The organism is Pelodictyon clathratiforme (assembly GCF_982375515.1).
In genome coordinates, this window is record NZ_OZ455102.1 from 472,919 (window position 1) to 499,215 (window position 26,297).

Annotated in this window: 27 protein-coding genes; 14 read left to right on the forward strand and 13 right to left on the reverse strand. The window is 53.2% G+C overall.

Features of this window, described 5'->3' with window-relative positions:
• Positions 1–4: 4 nt before the first annotated feature.
• The 4 genes from AC56AD_RS02415 to AC56AD_RS02430 form a co-directional block, all read right to left on the reverse strand.
• Positions 5–772: an energy-coupling factor transporter transmembrane component T gene (locus AC56AD_RS02415; RefSeq protein ID WP_012507312.1), complete on the reverse strand. Its 768-nt coding sequence runs from the start codon at positions 770–772 to the stop codon at positions 5–7.
• The gene (locus tag AC56AD_RS02420) at positions 772–1,785 is read right to left on the reverse strand and encodes an energy-coupling factor ABC transporter permease (RefSeq protein WP_012507313.1); all 1,014 of its coding nucleotides are present in this window, start codon (positions 1,783–1,785) and stop codon (positions 772–774) included. The genes AC56AD_RS02415 and AC56AD_RS02420 overlap by 1 nt, the downstream gene beginning before the upstream one ends.
• A gap of 179 nt (positions 1,786–1,964) precedes the next feature.
• Positions 1,965–3,398 carry an NADPH-dependent glutamate synthase gene (gene gltA, locus AC56AD_RS02425; protein ID WP_012507314.1) on the reverse strand — a complete coding sequence of 478 codons (1,434 nt, stop codon included), beginning with the start codon at positions 3,396–3,398 and terminating at the stop codon, positions 1,965–1,967.
• A 103-nt stretch (positions 3,399–3,501) separates the two neighbouring features.
• On the reverse strand, positions 3,502–4,347 hold the full coding sequence (locus tag AC56AD_RS02430; protein ID WP_012507315.1) for a sulfide/dihydroorotate dehydrogenase-like FAD/NAD-binding protein: 846 nt from the start codon (positions 4,345–4,347) through the stop codon (positions 3,502–3,504).
• A gap of 151 nt (positions 4,348–4,498) precedes the next feature.
• Here AC56AD_RS02430 and hisH point away from each other — a divergent pair, with 151 nt between their 5' ends.
• The 4 genes from hisH (at position 4,499) to AC56AD_RS02450 (ending at position 8,785) form a co-directional block, all read left to right on the forward strand.
• Complete coding sequence (gene hisH, locus AC56AD_RS02435; RefSeq protein WP_012507316.1) at positions 4,499–5,104, forward strand: imidazole glycerol phosphate synthase subunit HisH; 606 nt, start codon at positions 4,499–4,501, stop codon at positions 5,102–5,104.
• A gap of 23 nt (positions 5,105–5,127) precedes the next feature.
• Positions 5,128–5,898 carry a 1-(5-phosphoribosyl)-5-[(5-phosphoribosylamino)methylideneamino]imidazole-4-carboxamide isomerase gene (hisA, locus tag AC56AD_RS02440; protein WP_012507317.1) on the forward strand — a complete coding sequence of 257 codons (771 nt, stop codon included), beginning with the start codon at positions 5,128–5,130 and terminating at the stop codon, positions 5,896–5,898.
• 70 nt (positions 5,899–5,968) lie between these two features.
• Positions 5,969–6,712 carry a pseudouridine synthase gene (locus AC56AD_RS02445; RefSeq protein WP_012507318.1) on the forward strand — a complete coding sequence of 248 codons (744 nt, stop codon included), beginning with the start codon at positions 5,969–5,971 and terminating at the stop codon, positions 6,710–6,712.
• A gap of 36 nt (positions 6,713–6,748) precedes the next feature.
• The gene (locus AC56AD_RS02450; protein ID WP_012507319.1) at positions 6,749–8,785 is read left to right on the forward strand and encodes a ComEA family DNA-binding protein; all 2,037 of its coding nucleotides are present in this window, start codon (positions 6,749–6,751) and stop codon (positions 8,783–8,785) included.
• Positions 8,786–8,805: 20 nt separating this feature from the next.
• Here AC56AD_RS02450 and AC56AD_RS02455 read toward each other — a convergent pair whose 3' ends face one another.
• Both AC56AD_RS02455 and AC56AD_RS02460 read right to left on the reverse strand, forming a co-directional pair.
• Positions 8,806–9,759, reverse strand: coding sequence for an L-threonylcarbamoyladenylate synthase (locus AC56AD_RS02455; RefSeq protein WP_012507320.1), 954 nt, complete (start codon positions 9,757–9,759; stop codon positions 8,806–8,808).
• A gap of 23 nt (positions 9,760–9,782) precedes the next feature.
• Positions 9,783–10,418: a diacylglycerol/polyprenol kinase family protein gene (locus AC56AD_RS02460; RefSeq protein WP_012507321.1), complete on the reverse strand. Its 636-nt coding sequence runs from the start codon at positions 10,416–10,418 to the stop codon at positions 9,783–9,785.
• A gap of 170 nt (positions 10,419–10,588) precedes the next feature.
• On the opposite strand from AC56AD_RS02460, the gene AC56AD_RS02465 reads away from it, so the two are divergent.
• From AC56AD_RS02465 to AC56AD_RS02475, 3 genes are all read left to right on the forward strand, one after another.
• Complete coding sequence (locus AC56AD_RS02465) at positions 10,589–12,148, forward strand: Ppx/GppA phosphatase family protein (protein ID WP_012507322.1); 1,560 nt, start codon at positions 10,589–10,591, stop codon at positions 12,146–12,148.
• The gene (gene pabB / locus AC56AD_RS02470) at positions 12,135–14,282 is read left to right on the forward strand and encodes an aminodeoxychorismate synthase component I (RefSeq protein WP_223293958.1); all 2,148 of its coding nucleotides are present in this window, start codon (positions 12,135–12,137) and stop codon (positions 14,280–14,282) included. Before AC56AD_RS02465 ends, pabB begins: the two co-directional genes overlap by 14 nt.
• Positions 14,283–14,347: 65 nt before the next feature.
• On the forward strand, positions 14,348–14,809 hold the full coding sequence (locus tag AC56AD_RS02475) for a hypothetical protein (protein ID WP_012507324.1): 462 nt from the start codon (positions 14,348–14,350) through the stop codon (positions 14,807–14,809).
• Here AC56AD_RS02475 and nth read toward each other — a convergent pair.
• From nth to AC56AD_RS02495, 4 genes are read right to left on the reverse strand one after another with little or no spacing between them, the layout of a single operon-like run.
• Positions 14,806–15,444, reverse strand: a complete 639-nt coding sequence (gene nth / locus AC56AD_RS02480) for an endonuclease III (protein WP_012507325.1) — start codon at positions 15,442–15,444, stop codon at positions 14,806–14,808. The genes AC56AD_RS02475 and nth overlap by 4 nt on opposite strands.
• A 6-nt stretch (positions 15,445–15,450) precedes the next feature.
• Complete coding sequence (nusB, locus tag AC56AD_RS02485) at positions 15,451–15,966, reverse strand: transcription antitermination factor NusB (RefSeq protein WP_012507326.1); 516 nt, start codon at positions 15,964–15,966, stop codon at positions 15,451–15,453.
• 10 nt (positions 15,967–15,976) lie between these two features.
• The gene (locus AC56AD_RS02490) at positions 15,977–16,678 is read right to left on the reverse strand and encodes an HAD family hydrolase (protein WP_012507327.1); all 702 of its coding nucleotides are present in this window, start codon (positions 16,676–16,678) and stop codon (positions 15,977–15,979) included.
• A 35-nt stretch (positions 16,679–16,713) separates the two neighbouring features.
• Positions 16,714–16,896: a coiled-coil domain-containing protein gene (locus AC56AD_RS02495; protein ID WP_150085556.1), complete on the reverse strand. Its 183-nt coding sequence runs from the start codon at positions 16,894–16,896 to the stop codon at positions 16,714–16,716.
• Between the two features lie 565 nt (positions 16,897–17,461).
• On the opposite strand from AC56AD_RS02495, the gene AC56AD_RS02500 reads away from it, so the two are divergent.
• Entirely contained in the window at positions 17,462–17,932 is a 471-nt protein-coding gene (locus AC56AD_RS02500; protein WP_482229205.1) for a transposase, read from the forward strand.
• Between the two features lie 340 nt (positions 17,933–18,272).
• Here AC56AD_RS02500 and folP read toward each other — a convergent pair whose 3' ends face one another.
• From folP to AC56AD_RS02515, 3 genes are read right to left on the reverse strand one after another with little or no spacing between them, the layout of a single operon-like run.
• Positions 18,273–19,124 (reverse strand): dihydropteroate synthase, encoded by an 852-nt coding sequence (folP, locus tag AC56AD_RS02505; RefSeq protein ID WP_223293960.1) that lies wholly within the window; start codon positions 19,122–19,124, stop codon positions 18,273–18,275.
• A gap of 29 nt (positions 19,125–19,153) precedes the next feature.
• Positions 19,154–20,146 carry a site-2 protease family protein gene (locus AC56AD_RS02510; RefSeq protein ID WP_012507331.1) on the reverse strand — a complete coding sequence of 331 codons (993 nt, stop codon included), beginning with the start codon at positions 20,144–20,146 and terminating at the stop codon, positions 19,154–19,156.
• A 6-nt stretch (positions 20,147–20,152) separates the two neighbouring features.
• On the reverse strand, positions 20,153–20,596 hold the full coding sequence (locus AC56AD_RS02515) for a heme-binding domain-containing protein (protein WP_012507332.1): 444 nt from the start codon (positions 20,594–20,596) through the stop codon (positions 20,153–20,155).
• Positions 20,597–20,737: 141 nt separating this feature from the next.
• Between AC56AD_RS02515 and AC56AD_RS02520 the strand changes: the two genes are divergently transcribed.
• The 6 genes from AC56AD_RS02520 to AC56AD_RS02545 all read left to right on the forward strand — a co-directional run bounded on the left by AC56AD_RS02520 (position 20,738) and on the right by AC56AD_RS02545 (position 26,284).
• On the forward strand, positions 20,738–22,567 hold the full coding sequence (locus tag AC56AD_RS02520; protein WP_012507333.1) for a B12-binding domain-containing radical SAM protein: 1,830 nt from the start codon (positions 20,738–20,740) through the stop codon (positions 22,565–22,567).
• 13 nt (positions 22,568–22,580) lie between these two features.
• Positions 22,581–24,380: a DNA helicase RecQ gene (recQ, locus tag AC56AD_RS02525; protein ID WP_012507334.1), complete on the forward strand. Its 1,800-nt coding sequence runs from the start codon at positions 22,581–22,583 to the stop codon at positions 24,378–24,380.
• Between the two features lie 93 nt (positions 24,381–24,473).
• Positions 24,474–24,722: a type II toxin-antitoxin system MqsA family antitoxin gene (locus tag AC56AD_RS02530; RefSeq protein ID WP_012507335.1), complete on the forward strand. Its 249-nt coding sequence runs from the start codon at positions 24,474–24,476 to the stop codon at positions 24,720–24,722.
• A 167-nt stretch (positions 24,723–24,889) separates the two neighbouring features.
• The gene (locus AC56AD_RS02535; RefSeq protein WP_041526638.1) at positions 24,890–25,144 is read left to right on the forward strand and encodes a UPF0175 family protein; all 255 of its coding nucleotides are present in this window, start codon (positions 24,890–24,892) and stop codon (positions 25,142–25,144) included.
• Between the two features lie 55 nt (positions 25,145–25,199).
• Positions 25,200–25,307, forward strand: a complete 108-nt coding sequence (locus tag AC56AD_RS02540) for an HRDC domain-containing protein (RefSeq protein ID WP_223293961.1) — start codon at positions 25,200–25,202, stop codon at positions 25,305–25,307.
• Positions 25,308–25,738: 431 nt separating this feature from the next.
• Complete coding sequence (locus AC56AD_RS02545; protein WP_012507337.1) at positions 25,739–26,284, forward strand: polysaccharide biosynthesis/export family protein; 546 nt, start codon at positions 25,739–25,741, stop codon at positions 26,282–26,284.
• Positions 26,285–26,297 lie beyond the last annotated feature (13 nt).

Sequence of the window (26,297 nt, forward strand, 5' to 3'; positions counted from 1 at the left end):
GGAATTAAAAGATCAGGCGAAGAGCAAGGAAAAGCAGAGCCCAGAGTCCGATCGTTCTCCAGTCACTGCGGCTTATCTTTTCAGCAGGGCGGTTTACCAGTCGTCCCTGAAACCCCCTGGCGCTCATGCTGCGGTAGATCCTTTCTGCACGGGTTATCGTCCTTAACAGCAAGGAGCCAATGAGCGGAGCAGTACGGAAGAGCCCTTTTCCCTTTCTGCCGAACGAGCGGATATCCCTTGCCTTTTGAATCGATTGAGCCTCCTCCTGCAAAACAGAGCGGTAGCGGTCGAGCAACAGCAACTGCGTTACCAGTACATCAGGAAGATGAAGCGCCTCAAGGGCGCGGCAGATTCGGTAAAACGGAATGCTCTGGGTAACCGAAAGCAGGGCAGCCACAGAGATGATGGTTTTTGCAACAATAACCGTCCCGGAAATCATCCCTCCACTGATACGTAATCCCGAAATCAGCAAAACAGGGTTCCGGTCGAGCAACAAGTTCCCGGCAGCCATGAAGAGCACAAAAGGAGAGATCAGCAACAATCGTTTCACAATCAGTTTTACATCTGCCTGTGCCGCGCTCATCAGAAACAGCGGAAAGGCTCCGAAAGCAAGCACTTCCGCCATGTTGAATTTCGGAATCGAAAGCAGAGAGAAGAGAAAGAGAACCGTTACCAGAAGAGCCGATCGGTCACTTCCAAGGAAGGGGAGTGGCCGGGGTGGCGCTCCACGCCCTTCAGGAAGAGAGGCTGCAGATGGTAAGCGGGCGTACATCACCGCTGTTTTTCTCCCTTCTGTTTTCTGCCCAGCAAAAGACCGACGGTTCCGGCAGCAGCAAGAACCGAAAGGCTGCCCACAATACCCGACAAACTGCTACCCGCATCGACCGGTGACTCCGGGTTTGCAAGGAATTCCGGGGCAGATTTGAAGCCATAATCGGGAAGAAAGGCAACCTTCTGCTGAAAAGCTTCAAGCGCCTCATGCACAGCTCCGCCTGCCGGGCTGAACTCTTTGGAGCCCGATACCTTCGCAATCGACCACTCCAGGCCGTCAGGTTGCGAAGAGGCAAACCACGACCCCACCCCTCCGACGAAAAGAGCCAGAATGGCAAAGAGTGCAAAGGTAAAACGGGGATGAACAGCCGCTTTTGCCGGAACAAGCAGTCCCGGTTCTGTTCGGGCAACAAAAGCAAGCACGCCCCAGGTAACCAGACCCTCAACAACCCCGATGGCAAGATGGACTGGCAGCATGAAAAGAACAAAGGTGCCGAAGGGTAACTCGGTTATACCAGAAAAGAGTGTCTCCAGAACAACCGACAATGCACCCATCAGGAGAGCCGCAGTTGCAGCCGTCAAGCTGCCGACAGCAAGTTTCCCCGGAGTTGGAGCATTTCCGGCAATAACCCGATACAGAAAAGGAAAAGCAATAAATGAGGGAAAAAAGGCAAGGTTGAACACATTGCAGCCAAGCGCAAGCAGCCCCCCGTCAGCAAAAAAAAGGCACTGGATAATGAGTACCGAGGCAAGGGTGATAAATGCCCGGTATGGGCCGAGCAGGACAGCAAGGAGAAGCCCGCCGCCCAGGTGACCGCTGGAACCAGTGCCAGGAAGCGTGAAATTGATCATCTGCGCAGCAAAAACAAAAGCGCCGAGCACACCCATGAGCGCTGTTTTACTGTTATCACGCTCTTCGGTGATTTTTTTCGCCGAATAACCGATCAGCGCTCCGCTCACAATCCAGAATCCCCCCCCGACAACCGGCGAAAGAAGCGCATCCGCCATATGCATAATCACATCTCCATTTACGTAAGGGCGGGGTCATCCCGCCCTCTTCTCCTCCCACGCAAATCCGTATCCATCCCGTAGGCGCGGGGTCATCCCGCCCTCTTCTCCTCCCACGCAAATCCGTATCCATCCCGTAGGCGCGGGGTCATCCCGCCCCCATTATCCCATTCCTTCACCAGCCCCTACTCGCCGGCAGCCATCAATTTCTCATGAATTGCCGCAGCAGCAGTTCTTCCTGCACCCATGGCAAGAATAACCGTAGCGCCACCGGTAACAATATCGCCACCGGCATAGACACTCTCTTTCGAGGTTGCCATGGTATTGATATCCACAACAATCGTATCCCGCTTGCTGACCTCAATATCCGGCGTTGTCTGCTGGATGAGCGGATTTGAACCATTACCGATCGAAATAATCGCCATATCAACAGGGAGGATGAACTCTGAGCCCTTGATCGGCACAGGGCGTCGTCGTCCGGAATCGTCCGGTTCGCCCAGCTCCATGCGGAGGCACTTTGCGCCCGTAAGCCACTGCTCCTCATTGCCAACAAACTCCAGAGGGTTCATGAGCATAAGGAATTCAATCCCCTCCTCCTTTGCATGATGCACCTCCTCAAGCCGTGCAGGCATCTCAGCCTCAGAACGGCGGTAAACGATATAAGCGTGCTCCGCGCCGAGCCTTTTTGCCGTGCGAACCGCATCCATCGCCGTGTTGCCCCCACCGAAGACCGCGACATTTTTCCCCGTGCAGTTAAACACCGGAGTATCATTGTCAGGGAACTGATAAGACTTCATCAGGTTGACCCTCGTCAAAAACTCATTGGCGGAATAGACCCCGAGCAGATTTTCTCCGGGGATACCCATAAACCAGGGCAAACCGGCTCCCACCCCAATAAAAATCGCATCAAATCCCTCCTCTTCAAGCAGCTCATCAATGGTGACCGAACGGCCAGCAACCGAATTGGTGATAAAAACCACTCCCAGTTTTTTCATACCCTCAATTTCAGCCTGCACAATCTCTTTGGGAAGGCGGAATTCCGGAATGCCATACATCAGGACGCCGCCCAGCTCATGCAACGCCTCAAAAACCGTCACCGCATGGCCCAACTGCACCAGATCGTTGGCACAGCTCAAGCCAGCCGGTCCGCTGCCGATAACCGCAACTTTTTTTCCGGTTGCCGGTTGTACCGTCGGCAACTCCACGCTCCCGTTTTCACGCTCATAATCAGCCGCGAAACGTTCGAGGTTGCCGATAGCAACGGGAGTATATTTTTTGGCGAGCACGCATGTTTTCTCGCACTGATCCTCCTGCGGGCAGACTCTGCCACAGATCGCAGGCAAAACATTATCCTCCTTGATTTTTCGGGCCGCACCCAGAAAATTGCCATCAGCAATAAGCTTTATGAACTGATCAATCTTGATGTTGACCGGGCACCCCTTGATGCAGACCGGATCCTTACACTGAATACAACGCTGAGCCTCCCGCTGAGCCTGCTCAATCGTATAGCCAAGATTGACCTCCTGAAAGTTGTGACTCCGTATCACCGGATCCTGAGACGGCATCTGTTGACGCGGTATGGCAAGGCGTTCTTTGGTCGTGATATGTTGTGCGTCCATAGTAATTCGTTTTAAAATAAAAGAGGCTTAATGCAAAAAAACCATACCTGAAAAGATATGGAGAGCAAGAGTAGCGAGGTCGGGCTACCCCGTAAATGGATAGCTATTTCAGGGTATTGAGGTTGCACTTGTGAGCAAACAAATCAGCCGATTTCCGCTCCTCCGGCAGGTACATCTTGTTCCGGTCAGAAAGATTTTTAAAATCAACCAGATGCGCGTCAAATTCAGGCCCGTCAACACAGGCGAACTTGGTCTGGTTATCCACCGTAACCCTGCAGCCACCGCACATACCGGTACCATCAACCATAATCGGATTCAGGCTCACGACCGTCTTGATCCCGTAAGGACGGGTCACCTCAGCCACAGCTCTCATCATCGGAATCGGCCCGATAGCAAGCACATAATCGATAGTTTTTCCCGAGTCAAGAAGCTCCTGCAGCTTCTGGGTGACAAAGCCATGAAAGCCATACGAACCATCATCCGTCGTGATATAGGCCTCGTCACTCACCGCCCGCATCTCAGGCTCAAGAATCACCAGCTCCTTTGAACGGGCGCCATTGATGGTAATAACATAATTTCCAGCCTCCTTCAGGGCAACAGCCGTTGGATAGGCAATTGCAGTGCCAACACCACCACCGATACTGACCGCCGTGCCAAATTTCTCGATATGCGATGGTGTTCCAAGCGGGCCCACAATATCGTGGATGGAATCACCTTCAGCCTTGCAGTTCAGCTCTCTGGTCGATTTACCCATTCCCTGGACAATAAGGGAGATCGTCCCTTTTTCAGGATCAGAATCAGCAATGGTCAACGGAATCCGTTCACTGCTCTCGCCCACCCTGATCATCACAAATTGTCCGGCTTTTCTTTTTTTTGCAATACGGGGAGCTTCGATCTCAATTTTTTTGATATTTTCAGCTAAAAATATTGCAGAAACAATTTTATACATTGGCTCTTCGATTTCGTATGATAATGGAGGCTTTCGGACTCTTTTTCGGCAAGACGAAAAAGTCATCATAATAAGCATTTGATAATTAAAATAAAAGAGACTCCTGAAAAATAGCACTCCATCCTGCAATCATTAAACGTTATTGTCACACATGGTTTTTATTGCCGATTATGGCGCAGGGAATCTTCGTTCTGTTCTCAAGGCATTTGACTATATCGGAGTCAAAGCTATCGTCAGCAGTGATCCAGCCAAACTTGCCGGTTACAAAAAAGTGATTCTTCCCGGAGTCGGAGCTTTCGGCTCTGCCACTGAGTCACTCAACGCATCGGGCTTTACCGGAGCGCTTCTCGAACATGTCGATAAAGGGGGCCAGCTCCTTGGAATCTGCCTCGGGATGCAGTTGCTCCTTACCGACAGCGAAGAGATGGGCGCTCACAAAGGGCTCGATCTCATTCCAGGGCGCGTGCTGCGTTTCCGGAGCGAAACCGACAAAATTCCCCAGATCGGGTGGAACTCGGTCGATCAGCAGAAAGAGAGTACCCTCTTCCGGGGAATAGAGGATCACTCCTTCTTCTACTTTGTACACTCCTACTACTGTGATCCCCTCTGCACCGATGATGTTGCAGCAACAACATGGTTCGCAGGAAAAAACTTTTGTTCAGCCATTGAAAAAAATGGTATTTTCGCAGTTCAATTTCATCCGGAAAAGAGCTCCGACGCCGGTTTGCAGGTGCTGAAAAACTTTGCCGGCTGCTAACACCGCTTTCCAGTTATTCACTTATGTTGATTATTCCAGCCATAGACATCAAAGAGGGGAAGTGTGTACGACTGACCCGTGGCGACTTCAGCCAGAAAAAAATATACCTCGACAACCCCAACGACATGGCCATCATCTGGCGCAAGCAGAACGCCAAAATGCTCCATATCGTTGACCTCGATGCCGCCCTTACCGGCGAAATGGTCAATTTTGAAAAAATCAGGGAGATCGTCACCAATCTCGACATTCCCGTCCAGGTCGGCGGTGGTATCCGCTCCGCCGATGCAGTCAAGCGCTACCTCGACATCGGTGTCGGTCGCGTGGTCATCGGCTCGGCAGCCGTAACCAATCCAAAGCTGGTCGAAGAGCTGCTGCACACCTACACCTCCTCACAGATTGTTGTCGGCATCGATGCAGAGAACGGAATCCCGAAAATCAAAGGGTGGACCGAAAGCAGCATGATTCAGGACTACGATCTGGCGTTGCAGATGAAAGAGATGGGCATCGAGCGCATCATCTACACCGACATCTCCCGCGACGGCATGATGCAGGGCTTTGGTTACGAAAGCACCAGACGCTTCGCCGAAAGGGCAGGGATGAAAATTACCGCCTCCGGTGGAGTTACCAATGCCGAAGACCTGCATCGGCTCAATGAACTCCAACCCTTCGGCGTTGATTCCGTCATTATTGGCAAAGCCCTCTACGAATGCAATTTTCCCTGTCAGGAGCTTTGGTACAACTTTGAAGAGGAGATCAGCCTCGATCACAATTTCTCGACAGCCCGAAAAAAATAGCAGGGAGCCTGGCGCCTGAACGAGGGCCGCGAACAGGCAGGAAACGACAGCGATAACGATAGAGATCACTATGAAAAAGAGTAATAAAGATGATGAAGTCAGAATTAACCGATATCTCGCCTCGTGTGGCATAGCCTCACGCAGGGCTGCCGACCAGCTCGTGCTCGATGGCAGGGTTATGGTCAACGGCACCGTCATTACCACACCAGGCATCAAGGTAAGCCCCACTCGTGACGAGGTCATTGTAGACGGTGAAAAATTTGCCCAGCCTGAGCACCGCAAGGTCTACATTCTCTTCAACAAACCCAGAAACGTCATCACCACCAACAGCGACGAAAAAAATCGGGAGATGGTACTCGATTTTATTGATGTCGAAGAGCGGGTCTTTCCCGTTGGTCGCCTCGACCGGAAAACAACCGGCGTCATCCTGCTGACCAATGATGGAACACTGGCCCATAAATTGATGCACCCTTCATCAAATGTGAAAAAAGAGTATATTGCTGAGCTTTCTGAAAAATTCACGCCAAATCTTCTGCCGCAACTGACAGGAGGGATGCGTTTGAAAGATACCGGGGAAAAGGTCAGTCCCTGCCGCGCAAAAATACTGGAAGATGGCATGCAGGTACTGGTAAGCATTCATGAAGGAAAGAACCACCAGGTCAGAAGAATGTTTGAAACCCTCGGTTTTGAAGTAAAGCGGCTTGAGCGGGTTGCCTATGCAGGCCTGCTGGCCGGAGAACTACGGCGAGGCGAATGGCGATACCTGAGCCGCAATGAGGTTCAGGCACTCTACAAATTAACCGAAAGCCCATAAGCCATCTGCCGGTTTTGTCAACCAAGCAAAACCACTATGGTTATGAAGCAGCAACACTCCTTCTGCAAACGTCATGCCGGCAGGGAACTCATGACGTTTGTTTTTCTCCTCCTCCTTCTCATTGCCTCTTCCCCGGCACGCTGTGCCGACAGCAGCGACATCGAGGATCTCCTCAGCAATGCAGAATCAGAGATCAATATCGAGCAGTTGCTTGACCTTGTCGAGCAGTTGAAAAAAGAGAGGATTCTGCTCAATGAGGCCGACGCCGCCGACCTGCGTCAACTGCCCTGGCTCACGACCGCCGACGTCGAAACCATTCTCATCCATCGTCGCAACCAGGGGCCCATTCTCACCCTGCAGCAACTCGAAACCCTTATCGGCAAAGAAAAAACAGCCCTCATCGCCCCCTATATCCGTTTGACAAAAGAGCCCTCCTCCCGTCTTCCAGCCAAAACCGATGCCATAGAGGGCACGCTCTACAGCCGCCTCTTTTGGGAAACCACAGCCCGGAAAGGCATTCTGAACGGGAACTACGCCGGAGAGAACTACAAGCTCTATCACCGTCTGCAGGTTGCAGCCCCTCACCTCAAGGCGACCCTCCTGCAGGAAAAGGATATCGGCGAGCCCGACGTGGCCGACTTCACCTCACTCAGCATCAGCGCCAGCGATATCGGCATCATGAAACAGGGCCTGCTCGGCAACTACAGGGTAAACCTTGCCCAGGGGCTGCTCATCGGCCAGGGACGCTATTTTTCCAAAGGCTCCGACCCCACCGGCAGCATCCGGCTTCCATCACGCCAGCTTCTTCCCTACACCTCCAGCTCGGAATATGGCTTTCTCCAGGGAGCAGCAACAACCCTGAAGCTTGCACCCTTTGAAGTGACCCTCTTTTACTCCTCCAACCATCGTGACGCCCTCATCAGCGACGAGGGGGTCATTACCAGTTTCAGCTCATCAGGCTACCACCGGAGCGAACTCGAAATATCGAGAAAAGATAACGTCACCGAAACCATCTCCGGGGCAAACCTGCTTTACCATTACCAGTCGGGCTCCTTCAGCGGCAGGGCAGGGGGGAGTCTGCTCAACTACCGCTATCCACTGCCATTCGATGAACTCGACCCCTTTGCCGCCATAAGCAGACACTCTTCGGCAACGCTCTACAGCCTCGAAACCGATCTCTCCCTTGGCCATGCAAGCCTCTTTGCCGAAGCGGCCTTTTCCACTCGCCCGGATGACGCATCATGGACGGCAGGCACGGAGTATCAGATTCGCCAGGGGCTCAGCGCCGTTGCCGCGCTCCGCCGCTATGGCGCCCGCTACTACTCTCCCTTTGCAGGGGCCTTTGCCGAAAGGGGCAGCGGAGCCTCAAACGAAGAGGGATACTATGTCGGCCTCAACGCCAGGGTCAGCAAAAGCCTTGCACTTGCGGCCTACCACGACCGCTTCACCTTTCCCCTGCTTGACGATCACTGCCCCTACCCCTCAGATGGCAACGATTCAAGGCTCTTCATCACCTGGAAACAGTCGCCCCTGCTCACCTGGAACCTCCAATTCCAGCACAAATACCGCGAAGAGCAGTCCAATCAGGGCACATCAAGCCACCCCCTCTGGAGAGCACTTCCCCAGATAACCAATCGCTGCCGTCTCGACTGCGATGTCACCCCCTCCCGTGCCCTCCACCTGCGAAGCCGAGGCGAGGTGAAAAAAGTGGTCAAGGAGTACCTCGCTGGCGATCAGCGCTTTTATGGATGGCTTCTCTCCCAGCAGGCAGGATACAGCGCCGGTAAATTCAGCCTCAAAGGGCGTATAACCGTTTTCAACACAGAAGATTTCGATGCAGCCCTCTACGCCTATGAGGACGACCTTCCCCTCACCTCCTCACTCGGCATGTACGACGGGCGCGGTAAATCCCTCTTCCTTGTGGCAGCATGGCAGGCGCTTCCACAGATGAAGCTTGCCGCACGATACGAGAAAAGCTGGTACAGTGACCGGGAGGTATACAGCAGCGGCAACGACGAGCGGGCCACCAGCGCACCCGGTTCCTTTCATCTTGGCTGTTTTTTGACCTTCTGAGTGGAGTGTCGGCAGGGGGGTCACTCAAGAGCGGCAGCACGCAGCAGCCGATCCCTGATCGCCCTGCCAAGTCCCTCATTTGAGGGCAGTTCGCAGTAGATGACGCCGATCCCTTCCGCGTCGCAGAGCCGGAAAAAGCCGAAGAGCTCCCGGCCATACTCCTCAAGAGTGGAGCACACCTTGCAGAGTGTAACCCCTTCCGGCGGCGCCGAGAGGCCGATAGAGGCTGATGAAGGGGAGTCTGCAACAGGGCTCTTCTCGCCACTCCAGAGGATAATCGAGGCCTTCGGCGCATAATGGGGATACTTCAGGCCGGGGCATTTCGGGCTCTCCTCCGGCTTGTTCGTGACCGCATTGACCGTTATCTCTGGCACTACCTCCCGCAGTTGTTCCAGTGTGATCGCTCCGGCCCTGAGCAGCAGCGGCTTCGCCCCCGAACACTCCACAATGGTCGATTCAAGGCCGATCGTACTTGGCCTGCCCCGCAGCACGCACTCAATCCTCCCCTCAAGATCCTCCATCACCGCCTCCCAGCTTGTCGCGCTCGGCAGCCCCGAACGATTTGCCGAAGGAGCGGCAACCGGGCAGCCACAGAGACGCAGAAACTCCTGAGCCACCGGATTTGACGGGCAGCGCACCCCCACAGTTTCAAGACCGGCTGTAACGCTGAAGGGAACAGAGCTTTTTTTTTGCAGCACCAGCGTCAGGGGGCCGGGGAAAAAGTGCTCAATCAGCGCTCGTGCATCCGCATGAAGCGCCTCTGCCACCTCATCGAGTTGATCAATGCTGCCGAGGTGAACAATCAGTGGGTTATCCGACGGACGTCCCTTTGCCCGAAAAAGCTGGAGGATTGCCTCCGGATGGCAGATACCGGCGCCAAGGCCATAGACCGTCTCGGTTGGAAATGCCACAACCCCACCTGAGTTCAGGATAGCGGCTGCCTCTTCAGGTGAATCAGTAAGGATGGTCTGCATGATAGCGGCTTGAGGGAAAAATTCTACCGGAAAATGGAGAGAAGGGTAAAGAGCGTGGCTACCGAAGCGCTGGCAAGAGGAATTGAAAGGTTATCGTCAACCTTGAACTTTCCGATACGCACCAGGAAGGCCTCCGTCAGCGTTCCGGTTATTGCCATGATGATACCGATAACGGGATGCAGCCCCGGCACAAGGGAGACAACAACGAGCGCCGAGAGAAAAAAGGCAACGCTTCCCTCAACGCTCTTCTGTCCAAACCGGTGTTTACCGAACGATTTGCCGATAATGGCCGCAAGCGTATCCGAAACAGCAACCATGCTGAAGGCCGCAACCGCAATAACTTTCGGGAAAAAGAGCACCAGAAGGAGAGCCGCCATCATGATATAGGTCGCACCGTTCAGATGGCCCTTTGCCCGCTTGAGCTCATGCGCCCTGAGCATCGCTCCGAACGTCCGGTGATACCAGGCAGAAACCGGTGTGAAAAAATTTTTCAGCAGGTCAATCAGAAAAAAGCCGGAAAAAAGCGGCACAAGAATCAACAGAGCAAGATCGCGGCTGATAAACCAGTAAATAACCGGGATAGAGAGCGACGAGAGATGAATAGCCTTGCGTGCTACTTCATAACGGAGTTCCAGCCGGTCAATCTCTTCCATAAGCATAAAAAAGGTTCATCAGGGAAGCGGTATCAGGAGCGACCCGCTTACAGGCTGGAATATACAACGAAAACTCCATAAGCCAGAAAAGTTCAGCCCAACAGCTTCCTTTTCCTTTTCCCTTTCAAAACGTGTACCTTGCAGTGCATTCCAAAATCGCATTTTGAACTACAGGTATGAAGCATGAAAACTTAAGGGTCGCTGCCATTGATCTCGGCACCAACTCCTTCCATATGATTATTGTCGAAGAGAGCCCGCAGAAGGGGATCGTTGAGATAGACCGGGTCAAAGATATGATCTGCATCGGTCGCGGCAGCATTTCTACAAAAATGCTTGATGAAGAGGCCATGCAGTCCGGTATTGCGGCGTTGAAAAATTTTCTTGTTCTGGCCTCACATCATGGTGTGGCCTCCGAAAATGTTATTGCCTTCGCCACCAGCGCCATCCGCGAGGCAAAAAACAGTGGCGACTTTATCCGCCGGGTCAAAGAGGAGACCGGCCTCAAAATCAAGATTATCTCCGGCAAAGAGGAGGCTGAATTTATCTATTACGGCGTTCGCAATGCGGTGAAAATAGGCAACAGCTCCGACCTGCTCTTCGATATTGGCGGCGGATCGGTTGAATTTGTTCTTGTCAACCAGAAAGGGCTCCAACTGCTCGAAAGTCGTAAAATCGGTGTTGCCAGAATGTGCGAACGCTTTGTAGCCTCCGAACCGATCGCCTCTCATGATATCAAGATGCTGGAGCAGTACTTCACGGCAGAGATGGTCACCGCTGTTGAAAAGGCCTCACAACTGAAGGTGACCAGGGCAATCGCCTCCTCGGGAACAGCGCAGAATATCGCCCGCATGATACAGTCGATGAAGGGGAGCCAGAGTGAGACATCGCTCAACAACAGCACCTTTACCCGCACCGAGTTTCAGGCGCTCTATCAGGCAATTCTCCCTCTTGGCGCCGCCGAACGCAAAAAAATTACCGGTCTTGATGAAAAAAGAGTTGATCTTATTGTGCCAGGGCTCATCCTTGTCGATATGATCTTCCGGCTTTTCAACCTCACCGAGATCGTCATTTCCGATTCCGCCCTGCGGGAGGGAATGGTGCTCCACTACCTGAAGCATCGCCTCCAGTCAGGCACAAAACGGAGCAGTGACGATGACCTCGATATTCGCCGGGAGAGCGTTTATGAACTTGCCTTCCGCTGCGGCTGGACGCGCAACCACGCAGAGCACGTAGCCCGTCTCAGCCTCCAGCTTTTCGACAAGCTCGCCCTTCTGCACCATCTTGACGAGTCGTACCGTGAACTGCTCGAGTATGCATCGCTGCTGCACAACATTGGAGCATTCATTGCCATCTCCTCCCATCACAAACACAGCCAGTATATTATCCTCAACGGGGAACTTCGCGGCTTCTCGCCCCTTGAAACCGAGATCATCGCCCATGTGGCCCGCTATCACCGCAAATCCCCCCCGACGGAGCGCCATGCAGCATACAGCATGCTTCCCTCCGCCAGCAAGCGTGCGGTTGATCTCCTCTCCGGCATCCTGCGCCTTGCCAACGGTCTCGAACGCGGTCACCGTCAGAACGTTCAGAAAATCAACGTCCAGGTCACCGCAAATACCATTATCCTCCACCTCAAAACCCGTTTTGAGCCCGACATCGAGATATGGGCCGCCGATCTGCTGAAACCGTGGCTTGAGAAGCTCCTCAATAAAAGCATAATCCTTGAAGCACTCTGAAGTGAAGGGAGAGAGCCTTTTCGAACGACTCGCCGCCACCCTTGCAACCGAGGGCACCCTCTGGCTCGAATCCGCCTTCTGTAACGAGCCGGAGGGCGGAGCGCTCCTCTTCTCTGACCCGCTGGAGGTGGTGACCCTTCCCACACTCAACGATATCGAGCTTTTTTTCCGGAGGATCGAGGAACAGAGCGCCGCAGGTTTTCATCTTGCCGGCTGGCTCACCTATGAGGCCGGTTACGCCTTTGAAGAGAGGCTTCTTCACGGCCTCTCACCCGACGACCCTCATCTTCCCCCCTCGCCCCTTGGCTGGTTTGGAGTCTACCGGGAACCGGAGCGCTTTTCAGCCGCAGAGGTTCAGGAGCTTTTCGCCGAACCGGGCCCTCGCTCCGACCTCATCATCACCGACCTCTCCTTCAATCTCTCCGAAGAGGAATACGGCAGAAAAATTGAACGCATCAAAGAGCAGATAGCAGCAGGCAATCTCTATCAGGTGAACTTTACCGGACGCTACCGCTTCACCAGCAACAGCGAGCCAACGGCGCTCTTTGCCGCGCTGCGGGGTCGGCAACCCTCATCCTACACCGCCTGTATCAACAGCGGCGGGCGCACCATCCTCTCCTGCTCTCCCGAACTCTTTTTCAGGCGGCGCGGCTCACTCATCGAAACCATGCCGATGAAAGGAACCGCACCGAGAGGCCGCACCATCGAAGAGGACAACCGCCTCAGGGAGGGGCTTGCCGGATGCCAGAAAAACCGGGCCGAAAATCTCATGATCGTCGATCTCCTCCGTAACGACCTCGGTCGGATATGCAAGCCCGGCACAGTCGAAGCAGGGGATCTCTTCACCATCGAAACATGGCCGACACTCCACCAACTGCTCTCAACCATCCGGGGAGAGCTGCGGGAGGGAATCAAGCTCAGCGAACTCTTCCGGGCCCTCTATCCCTCAGGCTCCATTACCGGTGCGCCCAAAATAAGCGCCATGAAGCTCATACAGAGCCTTGAACCAACGTCAAGAGGGATCTATACCGGCACCATCGGCTATATCACCCCCGACAGCGAGATGGTTTTCAGTGTCGCAATCCGCACCATCGAGCTATCCGGAAAACAGGGCACCTACGGATCAGGAGGCGGCATCGTATGGGACTCCGATCCCCAGGATGAGTACCGCGAGTGCCAGCTCAAGGCCAAGATCCTTACCAACCCCGGCAGGAGCCGCAGCGCTGCAGCAACAGAGACCGGCATTGCGCCAGGCAGCGATAGAGCAGCACAGCAACCTGAAGAGCACCGCATTCAGCTCATTGCACCTGCATCAGCAGAGGACGTTGTTCTGGGCTGTAACTTCGGTCAAACGGACGCCCATCATCAGCCTCCGGGTGGGGTTTCCGGCAGCGAAGCAGGGCAACACTTCGGGCTTTTTGAAAGCCTGCTCTGGAACGGCAACTATCTCTGGCTCGACGAACACCTCCAGCGCCTTGCCGCATCAGCCGCCACGCTCGGCTTTCCATGCGACACCGCCGCTGCCACCCACCTGCTTCACCAGCTTGAAGAGGAGATGCGCCATCATGGCAGCCAGAACAGCAACCCGCAACCCGGCCAGCAGCAGGAACATCTCCGCACCGAAGAACAGTGCCGGGGTGCCGCACGCTGCAAGGTACGCCTCAGCCTCACAAGAGAGGGAAGCTGCAGCGCCAGTTACGAGCCCATAACGGTGCAAGGCTCCACCACACCGCTCCGTTTATGCATTGCCGCAGAGCCCACCCATTCATCCAACCCCCTGCTCCGGCACAAAACCACCAAAAGGGAGCTTTACGACCACTACTTCACCCTTGCCCGCCAGCAAGGCTACGACGAAATCCTCTTCCACAACGAACGCGGCGAGATCACCGAAGGCGCCATCAGCACCATCTTTATCCGCAAAGGCCAGCAACTCTGCACCCCGCCACTCCACTGCGGCCTGCTCAACGGCATTTTCCGCCATTACATCCTCGCCACCCGCCCCACCGCAACCGAAAAAATCATCACCATCAACGACCTCGCCACCGCCGACGCCATATTCATCGCAAATTCAGTCCGAGGCCTCAGACCCGCCACAATGTGTAAAAACCCGCCGACCATGGGACCTGATACATAACTGCAAAAAACTCCCTATATTCCCCTTATAACAAAAAAACATCAACCACATTTCTTTTACCCACCATGCGCGACCACACCCCTGACTTCAAGATGCATGAGCTTACCGCCCAAAACAAAACGCTCATTCGTCAGACTGTCCAGCAGCTTCTGGAGAAACTCGCCACTGACGGCAAGCTCACCTCCGATACCCTGCTCGAATTCTGGGTTGAAGTTCCTGCAATAAAACGCTCCAGAGGTACCTTCCCGGGCGGCTTTCTGATGCCCGACAGCTTTGTCTATATCAGCGACTATTTTCAGCCCGACGCGCCGGATTCCCTTATCCCTGGCGAGGCCTATGCCGACGGGGAAGTAACCCTCGACAAGGTCTGGGATGACCTGCTTGATGAACTCTACTACCAGGTCGAAATATTCACCTCACCCGTCTCCTCAGGAAAAGGGATAACGCTTGAATTATGGGCAGGCAATCGTCAGCGTCCGGAAGGCGAGTGGATCTACGCCGTCGATCGTAAAGTAGAACTTGGTTAGTTTTTTGCCGGATAGTCGCAGATGCCCGAAACGGTACAATGTGCACAGTCTGGCTTTTTTGCCTTGCAGGTGTAACGACCATGCAGCAGCAGATAGTGATGAAAGGGGATAACCCATGCTTCGGGAATAATCGTCATCAGCCCGGCTTCGGTCTCTTCCGGCTTTTCGGTATGAACCAGTCCGATCCGGTTCGAAACCCGGTGCACATGTGTATCGACCGGCATGACCGGCTGGTCAAAAGCGTTGCTCAGCACAACGTTCGCTGTTTTTCTGCCAACACCGGGCAGGCTTTCGAGTCCCTCCCTCGTACCTGGTACCACGCCCTGCCAGCGCTCAACCAAAATCCTGCTTACCGCAAGGATATTTTTAGCCTTGTTGTTGCAATAATTTATGGAGCGCACAAGGCTTCTGACCTCATCAAGCTCCATCCGGCTCATGGTTTCGGCATCCGGTGCACACCTGAAGAGCTCCCTCGTAATAACATTGACCTGCCTGTCGGTAGCCTGGGCCGCCATGATGGTCGCTATGAGCAACTGAAAAGGGCTCTCGTAGTTCAGTTCGCTTTTCGGGTTCGGGTATGCCGCCCCAAGCAGCTCATTGAGGAAAACGATTTTTTCTTCAGGGGTTTGTTTCATGCCCCCTCAGCTTGCGCTTTCCGGGTTTTCACCCTCGCCCTCAACTTTCTGAAGCTTGGTCACCGACTGGTCGATAAGTCCCCGGCCATTTTTGTGCACCTTCCCCTCATTTTTCAGATCGTTGAATATCGCATCAAGTATACCGTTGACAAATTTGCTGCTTTTGTCGGTACTGTTGAATTTTTTGGCGATTTCAATAGCCTCATTGATCGAAACCTTGGGAGGAATATCTTCACAGTAGAGAATTTCCGTCAGGGCCATCCGGATGATATTTTTGTCAATAATGGCAATCCGGCTCATATCCCAGTTAAAGGTGTGCTTTACAATATAGCGGTCAATCTCCTCCATGTGCTCCTTGATGTTTTTCAGCAGCATATTGAAAAACTTCATGGCATTGGGGTCAGCAAGAATCTCCTCGGTTAAAAGCCAGCCTGCTGCCGAGTCGATGTCGGTATCACGGATTTCAATGGTATAGAGCGCCTGTAAAATCTTTTCACGTATTTGCCGTCGGTAGGTCTTCATAAAAGAGCAATTAATTGATTGAGGATTGGAGTATCTCATCGAGAACAACAGCCGTCCTGCCAAGGTTTTCATACAAAACATGCGGATGGTGTTGCTTCAGATCCTCCATTGAATAGGTGCCGGTTGCTACGGCAATAGACTTTGCGTTCAGTACCCTGGCACATGCGATATCGTGTTCTGTATCGCCTATAATGATAATGTCGTGGTTAAAAAATTTTATTCCGCTGAGCTGGTATGCTTTTTCAACAGCAATCGCAGGCAGCTCGTTGCGAGAGGGAGCGTCATCGGCAAAGGCGCCGAAGGGGAAGTAGTGGTTTATTTCGGGAAGAAGAAGCTTGTGCCGACCCGATGCCTCGAAATTTCCGGTTAAAAGAGCAAGCATCACATCAGAGTGGCCGGAAAGCTCCTCAAGAAGCTCGCGGATCCCCTCCATCAGCAGAACGTCTGATGGCTTGGCGTGAGCACGGAACATTTCGATATAGGTCTTCTTGGCCAGTTCGAATTTCGCAGCAATGTCACCCTCAGAAAGGCCCGCGTTCCGCAACACCTCGTAAAAAATAGTACTGTCCATCTTGCCCGCAAAATTGTGTGTTCCGGCGCTGCCCGCAGTCCCGTACACCTCAGTCAGGGCATCAACAAGGACGCTTCGATTGATTTTATTCACCGAAAGCAATGTTCCGTCGATATCAAATAACACAAGTTTCTTCAGCATAGCATCTTTTCCGGAAGCCTTCAAATCCTTATATTTTAAAGTAGTACGGGTATCAGCCGTGATACCCCTTTCTCCTTCATGGTGACCCCGTACAGCGCCTGGCAGGAGGCCATCGTTTTTTTGTTGTGCGTAACAATAATGAATTGAGTGTTATTCTCAAATTTTTTCAGGAGATTTTCACGCTCACCTGTCAGCATCTCCAGTCTCTGCATTGCCATTGCGCTCAAATGAACCATCCCCATCCGCCCTCGCCATCAAAGCAAGGCCACAGTTCTGCGTCACCCACCTCTCCGGGAAGCGATGGTGAATCGATGGTAAATCGATTGTTCAACCCGCAAAAAACCCCCAACCAATCCCATTTCATCCACAATCCGCACCGGCATCCAATTGCGACATGCACCGGCATCAAATCCAACGCGCCCCGACATTGGGTAAAAAAATCCGTAGGGGCGGGGTTTCCCCGCCCTCTTCACCCCCCCCCCCCAACATCACCCGATTTCATCATGTATTCATACACAACGAAATGGTAAATATACACCCCGGATGATACGTGAATGCATTCCGGGGCCTCCGCCCCAACACCCCATTTTCGCAAAATAATTCGTCGTTCGACACCAATAATACGTATATTTTTCAATTCAATAATTCATCATATTCCGGATGTACGACCCAAAAATACATCACAGACATTCAATTCGGTTGCCAGGGTACGATTATTCCCAGGCATGCGTATGTTTTGTTACCATCTGCACCCAAAACCGCCAAATGAGGTTCGGTAACATTGTGGGTGGAAAAATGAAATTGAATGATACGGGGCGCATTGTCCAGGATATCTGGCATCAGATACCGGTACATTTTTTAGCCGTAACCACCGACGAATTTGTCGTTATGCCAAACCATATTCACGGAATAATAATCACCGGCTCATACGGCAACAGCCCGGAAACAGGTGCCAAAATATGCTCTGGCCCCAAAACCGAACGTGTGGTCTCCCTCTGCCCTGAAGCATTGCATTCGTCTAATGATGGCCAATGGGACAAAAACCGGGTGCCCACGGTTGGACAAATCATTGGATATTTTAAATATCAGTCAACAAAAAAAATCAATGAAATCCGGCATCACGGGATTCAAAGAATATGGCAACGTAATTATTATGAGCACATTGTTCGTGATGAATCTGATTTGAATCGAATCTGCAAATACATACAGAATAATCCATTAAAATGGGGGATGGATAAATTGCATGGTATATGAATCCACGTCCGTGGGCGGGGGTTATCATGGATCCATAACAATCCCCCCCATCAAACCAAACACGCGTAAGGGCGGGGTTCCCCCGCCCCCAAACAATTGCATCCCTCTCCCCAAAAATACACAATCCCTTCCCATCACATCAAACGCGCGTAAGGGCGGGGTTACCCCGCCCCCCACACAATTGCATCCCTCTCCCCAATAATCCCAATCCCTTCCCATCACATCAAACGCGCGTAAGGGCGGGGTTCCCCCGCCCCCCACACAATTGCATCCCTCCCTCCAAAAATCACAATCTCTTTCCATCACATCAAACGTGCGTAAGGGCGGGGAGACCCCGCCCCTACGGGAATTGCATTGCGTGGATGATGGCGGCGGATTGGGTGGCGGCCTGGACGTCATGGACGCGCAAAATGCTTGCCCCGCGCATCAATGCGATGGTTTGTGCTGCGATGGTGGCGGCCAATCTTTCGGATGGCGGGGGGATTGCTCCGTTCGGCGGGGAAATGGCATGTCCGAGGAAGGATTTTCTTGATAGACCAGCCAGAACAGGGTAGCCAAGGGAGAGCAGTGCATCGAGCTGATCGAGCAGCCGGAAATTCTCCGTAACGCTTTTTCCGAACCCAAAGCCCGGATCGATGACGATCCCCTCAATCCCGTGCTCTTCAGCCACCGCTATGGAGCGGGCGAGAAAGAGCCTCACCCTCTCCACAATATCCACTTCACCTGAATTTGTCACGGTGCTCCACTGCATCGACTCCGGTTTAACGGGCGTATGCATCAACACCACACCAGCCCGGTACTTCCGGCAAACAGCAGGAAGCTGGCCGTCGAAGGTGAAGCCTGAAATATCGTTGACCATATGCGCCCCCGCCTGCAATGCCGCTTCGGCAACCCCTGCCTTGTAGGTATCTATTGAAATCAGGATATCGCTTCTCTGGCGCAGAAGGGCAATCAGCGGCGCCGTACGAGCAATCTCCTCCTGCTCCGAAATTTTCGCAGCCCCCGGTCGCGACGACTCCCCGCCAATATCGATAATCGAAGCACCCTCCCTGATCATACCGAGCGCACACGCAAGCGCCCGCTCAAGGTCAACACCGCCAGGGCCCGCCTGCAACACCCCTCCATCATAAAAAGAATCCGGCGTCGTATTCAGAATTCCCATAATAACCGCCCCGCCAGAAAGATCCAGCATGCGCCCCCCGCAATTGATCATCCCCCCCATTACGTCACCCCGAACGGTACCGGTGTGAACGTTATAACAAAAATTGCAATCGCAACCCATCCGTAGACCACTCTTCCCGTCGAAAGGGAGTGGTCATGCACTGTTGGAGGATGGTTCAGACCGATGAAGCGCGACAGAATGAACGACCACAAAATCCAGCCCGACCACGACCAGCGCAGCATCACCGCCGGGATCAGCGCCAACGCTTCCGGCATGAGCCATGAGAGCAGCAGCTCCACAAAGGAGGGAAAGCCGAGAAGCATGATAAAGAGCAGAAAAGCCTTTGCAGCCAGAGCATGTCCCCTTCTGCCAAACATCGCATAGGTGATGTGCCCGCCATCAAGCTGACCAACTGGAAGCAGGTTCAGCGCCGTCACCAGCGAGCCAAGCCAGCCCGCAAAAAGAAAGGGATAGTGATAGATCTCCGTCATCGGCGGCAGCTCTTTCGGAGCAATCAAATACTCCAGCCCCATCCAGAGCAGATTTTTGCCCAGCACAAGGGTGCCCGACGGAACAGCCACTTCCAGGCCCCCGGATTGCAGATATTCCGGATGGATGCTGTAGATAAAGTCGGCAGGCGGAAGGTGCAGAAAACCATAAACCAGAAGCCCCACGCTCACGGCAAAGCCGCCAATCGGCCCTGCAATGCCGATATCAAAGAGGGAATTGGTGCCCGGAATTCTCTCCTTCACCTTGATCACCGCACCCATCGTCCCCAGACTGAGCAGAAAGGGGAGCGGCGGCATAGGGATATAATAGGGGAGTGTGGCCTGCACCCGGTGGCGCATTGCGGCAAAAAAGTGGCCGAACTCGTGGACGGTCAGGAAGAGCAACAGCGAAAGTGAATAGGGAATACCTGTGCCGAGTGAGCTGATAAAGAGTGGCAAAGAGCTGAAGCTTACCGGATGGCCACCCCAGAACGCTCCAGCCCAAAGTGTGGTGAGGAGCGTCAAGAAAAAGAGAGTCAGATGAAGAGGGTAGTTTTGTTTCATGAACCGCTACTTCTGCTCCGGTTTATCCTCGCCGAAGGTTGCCGCCAATCCCTTTGCCAGCTCCTCCTGCTCCACAACACTCAGCTTCGCCTCCGGGTGGGCAGGAAGGTAGAAAAACGGAGGCATTTTGCCCTTTCTCACCTCAGCCGCCGCCTCGTCGCCCTCATTTTCCTCACTCCGTCCCCACTCGGAAACATTGAACTTGCTCCTTCCCAAAGAGACATCAAGCTGTGCAAGCCACGATGCCGGAGCAACAGAAGCATACCACGGCCAGACCGTTTCATTCGAATGGCAGTTTTTGCAGGCACGGTCAAAAAGCTCAACGGTTCGCGGCGAATCCCACTTCGGCTCTCCACTTACCGGAGGATTGCTGTGATCGCGACCATAAGGAACCAGTTGGATAGCCGCCAAGGCAATAGCCGCCCCGGCCAGAATTTTTACAAGTTGCATCGGTAAAATCTCCCTCTTTTTCAATTCGTTTTTGAAACTTTGGTTTTCAGGGAATATAAGTGAATTTGTGAGCATCTCAATAATGCGTATCTTTCACCAGATCACAGTCGGTTATCAACGTTTCAACCAATCCAGGGCATTATGGCATATTTCAATCACCTCTGTTTCGTTGAGGCACCCCAAACCGTCATCGCACCTTTTCCCCGCTTCATAACCGATTGCATAGGCATCTGCTACCTCGCCGCAGCCGTGGAGCATGACGTCGAAAGTCTCGTCATGCCCGACAACTACTACAACGACGGGATTTTCGAGAGCCTCCGCACGCTGCTGAAAAAACAGCCGGTTGACCTTGTCGCCATCTCCTCCATGACCGGCGCCTTCAACCAGGCCGCACGACTTGCCAAAATAGCCAAAGAGGCTGGCGCCTTTGTTGTCATGGGCGGCTTTCACCCCACAGCGCTTCCCGAAGAGGTGCTGAAACTCTCCTGCGTGGATGTTGTCGTAATCGGAGAGGGTGAAGAGAGCTTCCGCGAACTCGTTCTCAAAGGCCCCTCCCGCGACATCAGGGGAATCGCCTACAGGGGCGGCGGCGGCATTATCTATACCGAACCGAGAACGACCATTGCCGATGTCGACTCCATTCGCTTTCCGCTGCGCACCCTTCGTCCGAACCGTTATGGCGAAAAGGGCGACGCCTACTCTATCGACACCATCTACACCTCCAGAGGCTGCCCCTGGAGCTGCTCCTTCTGCGCCAACGACCAGATGCACAAAGGATGGAGAGGGCGGAGCGCCGAAAATGTTGTTGAAGAGATTGCCCTGCTCCACGACCCCAAAAACAAAAAGCTGCTCAAAATCTGGGACGCCAACTTTCTCACCAACATCAAGCGGGCAGAAAGAATTTGCGACCTCATGATCGAGAGGGGATTGACCAACTTCAGGATTGTGACCGAAACCAGGGCAAAAGATCTTGTCCGTGCCGAACGAATACTCGGTAAACTCCGCCGCGTCGGACTCAGCAAGGTGGGCCTCGGCATCGAAAGTCCCAACGAGGCCACCCTTGCCCTCATGAACAAAAAGAACAGCCTCAACGACGTTGCCCGCGCCATCGCACTCTGCCGCGAGCACAGCATAGGAGCCGAGGGCTACTTCATCATCGGCCACTACACCGAAAACATGAAAGAGACCATGGTCTACCCCGAGTTTGCCCGTTCACTCGGCCTTCGCCAGGCGCTCTTCATGGTGATGACCCCCTACCCCGGCACCGCTATTTTCAACGAATACAAAAGCGAAGGAAAAATCCGCTCATACGACTGGGATCTCTACAACAACTACTGCCCGGTTATTGAGACCCGAACCATGAACGGCGACACCCTTGTTGCCATGCTGGCCTATTGCAACATCTCCTTCAACCGTTTCCGCTCCATCATGAAACGCAACAGCAAAAATGCCTTGCTGCTCAACTTCATGATCGACCTCTTCCAGCTCTGCTTTCTCCTGCGGGTCAACAAAAACATCTCAACCCCGCAGATTGCCGACCTGCTCTTCAACGCCCTGCAACTCCTGCTCGACAACGAAGGTGGAGAGATTGAGCAGCCTGCCGCCTCATCATGCAAACGGCTGCCGAAGCCCATGACACTCCGCATCCGCCACTCATCCGGGAAAAGCATCACCTACAGCCTGCACGAACGGGGCGCCAACCGGGTAATGAGCATGACCGCCCAGCAGGAGGGCAGAGAGGCCACCTCAACTCCCGATCTGGAGATCAGTCTCGACCGATTGGTTGAATCGGCCTGCTCCCTCTCCATGGACACCCTCATGAGCGCCCTCTACCGGAACGAATGGCTGCGGAACAACCCCGGCAGAATGACCGGCCAGATCATCGCCATCCTTGCCGACCCTGAAATCCTCCGCTTTGGCGGAAAACTGGCCACGCTCTACCTTCGCGCCTACCTCAAGAGCGCCCGATAATCCCATTCCCACCATGTTCGACACGCTCCGCAAGGTCTTTGGTTTTCATGAGTTCCGTCCCAACCAGGAGCGTGTTGTACGGGCAATTCTCGACAAGCGGGACGTTCTGGCCATCATGCCCACCGGTGGCGGCAAATCACTCTGCTACCAGCTTCCCGCCGTCATGATGGAAGGCACCTGCATGGTCATCAGCCCGCTCATCGCCCTCATGAAAGACCAGGTCGATGGCGCCCGCGCCAACGGTATCCGGGCCGCCTTTCTCAACAGCTCCCAGAACCCCGACGAACGTGACGAGGTGCTGCAGCGCCTGCTCTCCGGCAAGCTCGACCTCCTCTACCTCGCCCCGGAACGCTTCATCCTCAGCCACTTCCGCGAAATACTCGGCCAGGTGCAGCTCAGCATGGCCGTCATCGACGAAGCACACTGCATCTCCGAATGGGGGCACGACTTCCGCCCCGACTACCTCTCCCTCTCCGACCTCGTCACCCTTTTTGCTGGCATACCGGTTGCCGCCTTTACCGCAACCGCAACGACGAGGGTGCAGCAGGATATTCTCGACAAACTTGCCCTGCGCAACCCCCTTATCGTTCGGGCCTCCTTCGACCGCCCCAACCTCCTCTACGACGTCCGCTTCAAGGATAATGTAGAAGCTCAACTGCTCTCGCTTCTCAAAAGCAACCCCGGCAAGGCAGGCATCATCTACCGTACCAGCCGTAAAAGCGTCAGCGACACCGCCACCATGCTCCAGAAAAAGGGAATTCGAGCCCTCCCGTACCACGCCGGTCTCAGCGACGCAGAGCGCAAAGGCAACCAGGAGGCCTTCATCCGCGACGAAGCAGAGGTCATTGTAGCCACCATAGCTTTCGGCATGGGGATCGACAAATCCAACATCCGCTTTGTCATCCATGCCGACCTCCCCAAAAGCATCGAAAACTACTATCAGGAGACCGGCAGGGCAGGGCGTGACGGCGAGCCAGCTCAATGTACACTGCTCTTTGCGCAGGGCGACATCCCCAAAGTGCGCTTCTTCATCGACTCCATCATTGATGAAACGGAGCGGGAGCGGGCGCTTGGAGCCCTCTCAAAAGTGATCACCTTTGCCTCAACCTCCGTCTGCCGCCGCAGAACCCTTCTCGACTACTTTGGTGAAAGCTATCCGCACGACAACTGCAACTCCTGCGACATCTGCCTCGGCAGCAGGGAAGTGGTAGACGCCACCCTCGAGGCCCAGATGCTGCTCTCCGCCATTGTCCGAACCGAAGAGCGTTTCGGGGCAGGCCATATTGTCGATATCGTCACCGGAAGCCAGAACAAAAAAATCATCGACTTTGGCCACGACCGCCTGAAAACCTGGGGGGTCGGCAAAGCGCACGACAAAAAATACTGGCGCCAGCTCATCGACGAACTCCTTGCACAACAGGTGATCCAGAAAGCCGAAGGGCTCTATCCCACCCTCTTCCTTTTGCCAAAAGCCTCAAGGATCCTCAAACGCGAAGAGCAGCTCAACATTGTCCGGATACTCGAAAAGAAAAAGGAGCAACCACCAGCAAAAGAGAGCGCAGCGCCTTACGAAACCCGCCTCTTCGAATTCTTCCGCTCACTCCGCAAGCAGATTGCCGACGAACAGGGGATTCCACCCTACGTCGTCTTTTCCGACCGGACATTACGCGATATGGCCGCCCACCAGCCCCGTTCAGCCGAGGCGATGCTCAGCATATCAGGTATCGGTGAAGTCAAGCTCCAGCGCTACGGAGGGCAGTTTCTCCGCCTTATCGATCGCTACTGCAGCGACCATGCCGCCGCAAACGTGTGACGCTGAAGCAACTTTTTTTAATAATAGTTTATTATCAGTATGCAGGCCAGACTTGAAATATTTTGAATCTGATTTAAAAACCAGAAGAAGAAAATGAACACCAATATTACAATCTCTTGCTGCCCTTTATGTGGAGGAGAGAAAACGGAAGGAAAAACCACAATAACGGTCGACCTCGGTTACGGGCTGGTCGTTATCAGAGATGTTCCTGCAACAGTGTGTGCGCTTTGTGGAGCAGACTGGGTAGATGATGACGTTGCTGACAAGATTGAACGTATTGTTGAGGAAGCCCGCAAAAAACACAGCCAAATGGAAGTTATCAGCTTAAAGGCAAGTTGTTAACTTAATTTGCTACACTGCTAAAAGAACAGTCCGCCATGGCCTTATTTCATTGCTAAATCGTGCGATCGATGATTGCGACTATTTGGTAAGCGAACCAATAATTCGTACTTTTTTGATGAAGATGAGAAGTTAAACCGCAATAAAGGGCTTAACCAATGAAATCAAACATGCAGAGCACCATCCCCGTCACCTGCCCTCAGGAAATACTGCTCGGATTGCACATGGATGTACAGCAATTTGCTACACTGCTAAAAGAACAGTCCGCTATGGCCTTATTTAGAGAGGGGCGGTTTTCATCGGGCATGGCTGCGAGTTGGTTGGGTGTGCCACGTGCCCATTTTCTGATAAAAGCCATGCAGGAGGGCGCAACCCTTTTGGAAAACACGCAGGACGATTTCCGCAGAGAAACTGCCTTACTGTGAGGGTATTTTCTAACACAACCCCTGAATTGCCACTCCTGCGCTACCGATAATTTTCTTGTCCACCATATCAGGTATCGGTGAAGTAAAGCTCCAGCGCTATGGAGGGCAGTTTCTCCGCCTTATCGATCGCTACTGCAGCGACCATGCCGCCGCTCAAGTGTGACGCTGAAGCAACTTTTTTTTAACGGCGAGAGGCAGATTAGCAGAAAAGAGATTATATTTGTATACTCATTGCAGCATGTATTAACCTGTTATATATTCTATATATACAATATTTTGCTGCATGTATGCAACTGCTGTGCATCCTTGTTTGCTGTAAAGTAATTCCGGCGAAAGAACTGCGACAGTATGTTTATTTTGTTAGAGGTATTGATATCTTGTTGTTTTTTTTTACATGATTTGCATATAAAAAAAGAGGTTATACAGAGGGGGCGTATTGGCTGAATTTTTTGACGGATTGTTGTGTTTTTGTGCTCATATACGCAGAAGACTTTTTAAGGTCGATCTTCTTCATTTGTGACTGAAGGCAGCGTAGCTTTAGCTCTATATTTTTTATGTATTGCCGTTGGTATTTCAAAAAAACCAAATCTCTCTATGAGCATTTTTAAAATATTCACAGTTGTCGCGGTCTCGCTGAGCTGCCTGCTTCTCTCGACTGTGAAGGTTCAGGCGGCGGGTGAATCAGCGTCAGCGCTCTTTTCCGGCCCTCAGCAAACCAACTATAACCCGCTCTCAGGTCCAAATTATCCCCTGGTGCAGGATTCCTACTTTACCGACGACAACGGCAATATCCTGATGATTGTCAACGTCCTTGGCGAAGTTAACCGGCAAGGACAGCTTGTGGTTCGTGAAAATGTCGATTTTGCAACCATCCTCGCCCTTTCCGGCGGCCTGAAAAGTCAGGTAAACCTGAAAAAGGTGCTTGTTGCCCGCCAGGAGCCCGACAAGAACGGAGTTCAGGCCTATGTGGTCGATCTCAAAGAGTACTACAAGCATGGTGACCGTTCGGCATTCATTGCCCTGAAGCCCAATGACACCATCATCTTCCCCGAAAAAGGGTTCAATTTCCAGAAGTTCACGAGTCTCATTGGTGGTGTGGTCTATCCCTGGGTCTATATCTATCAAAATCTCACGAATTAAACAGCAGGAAACC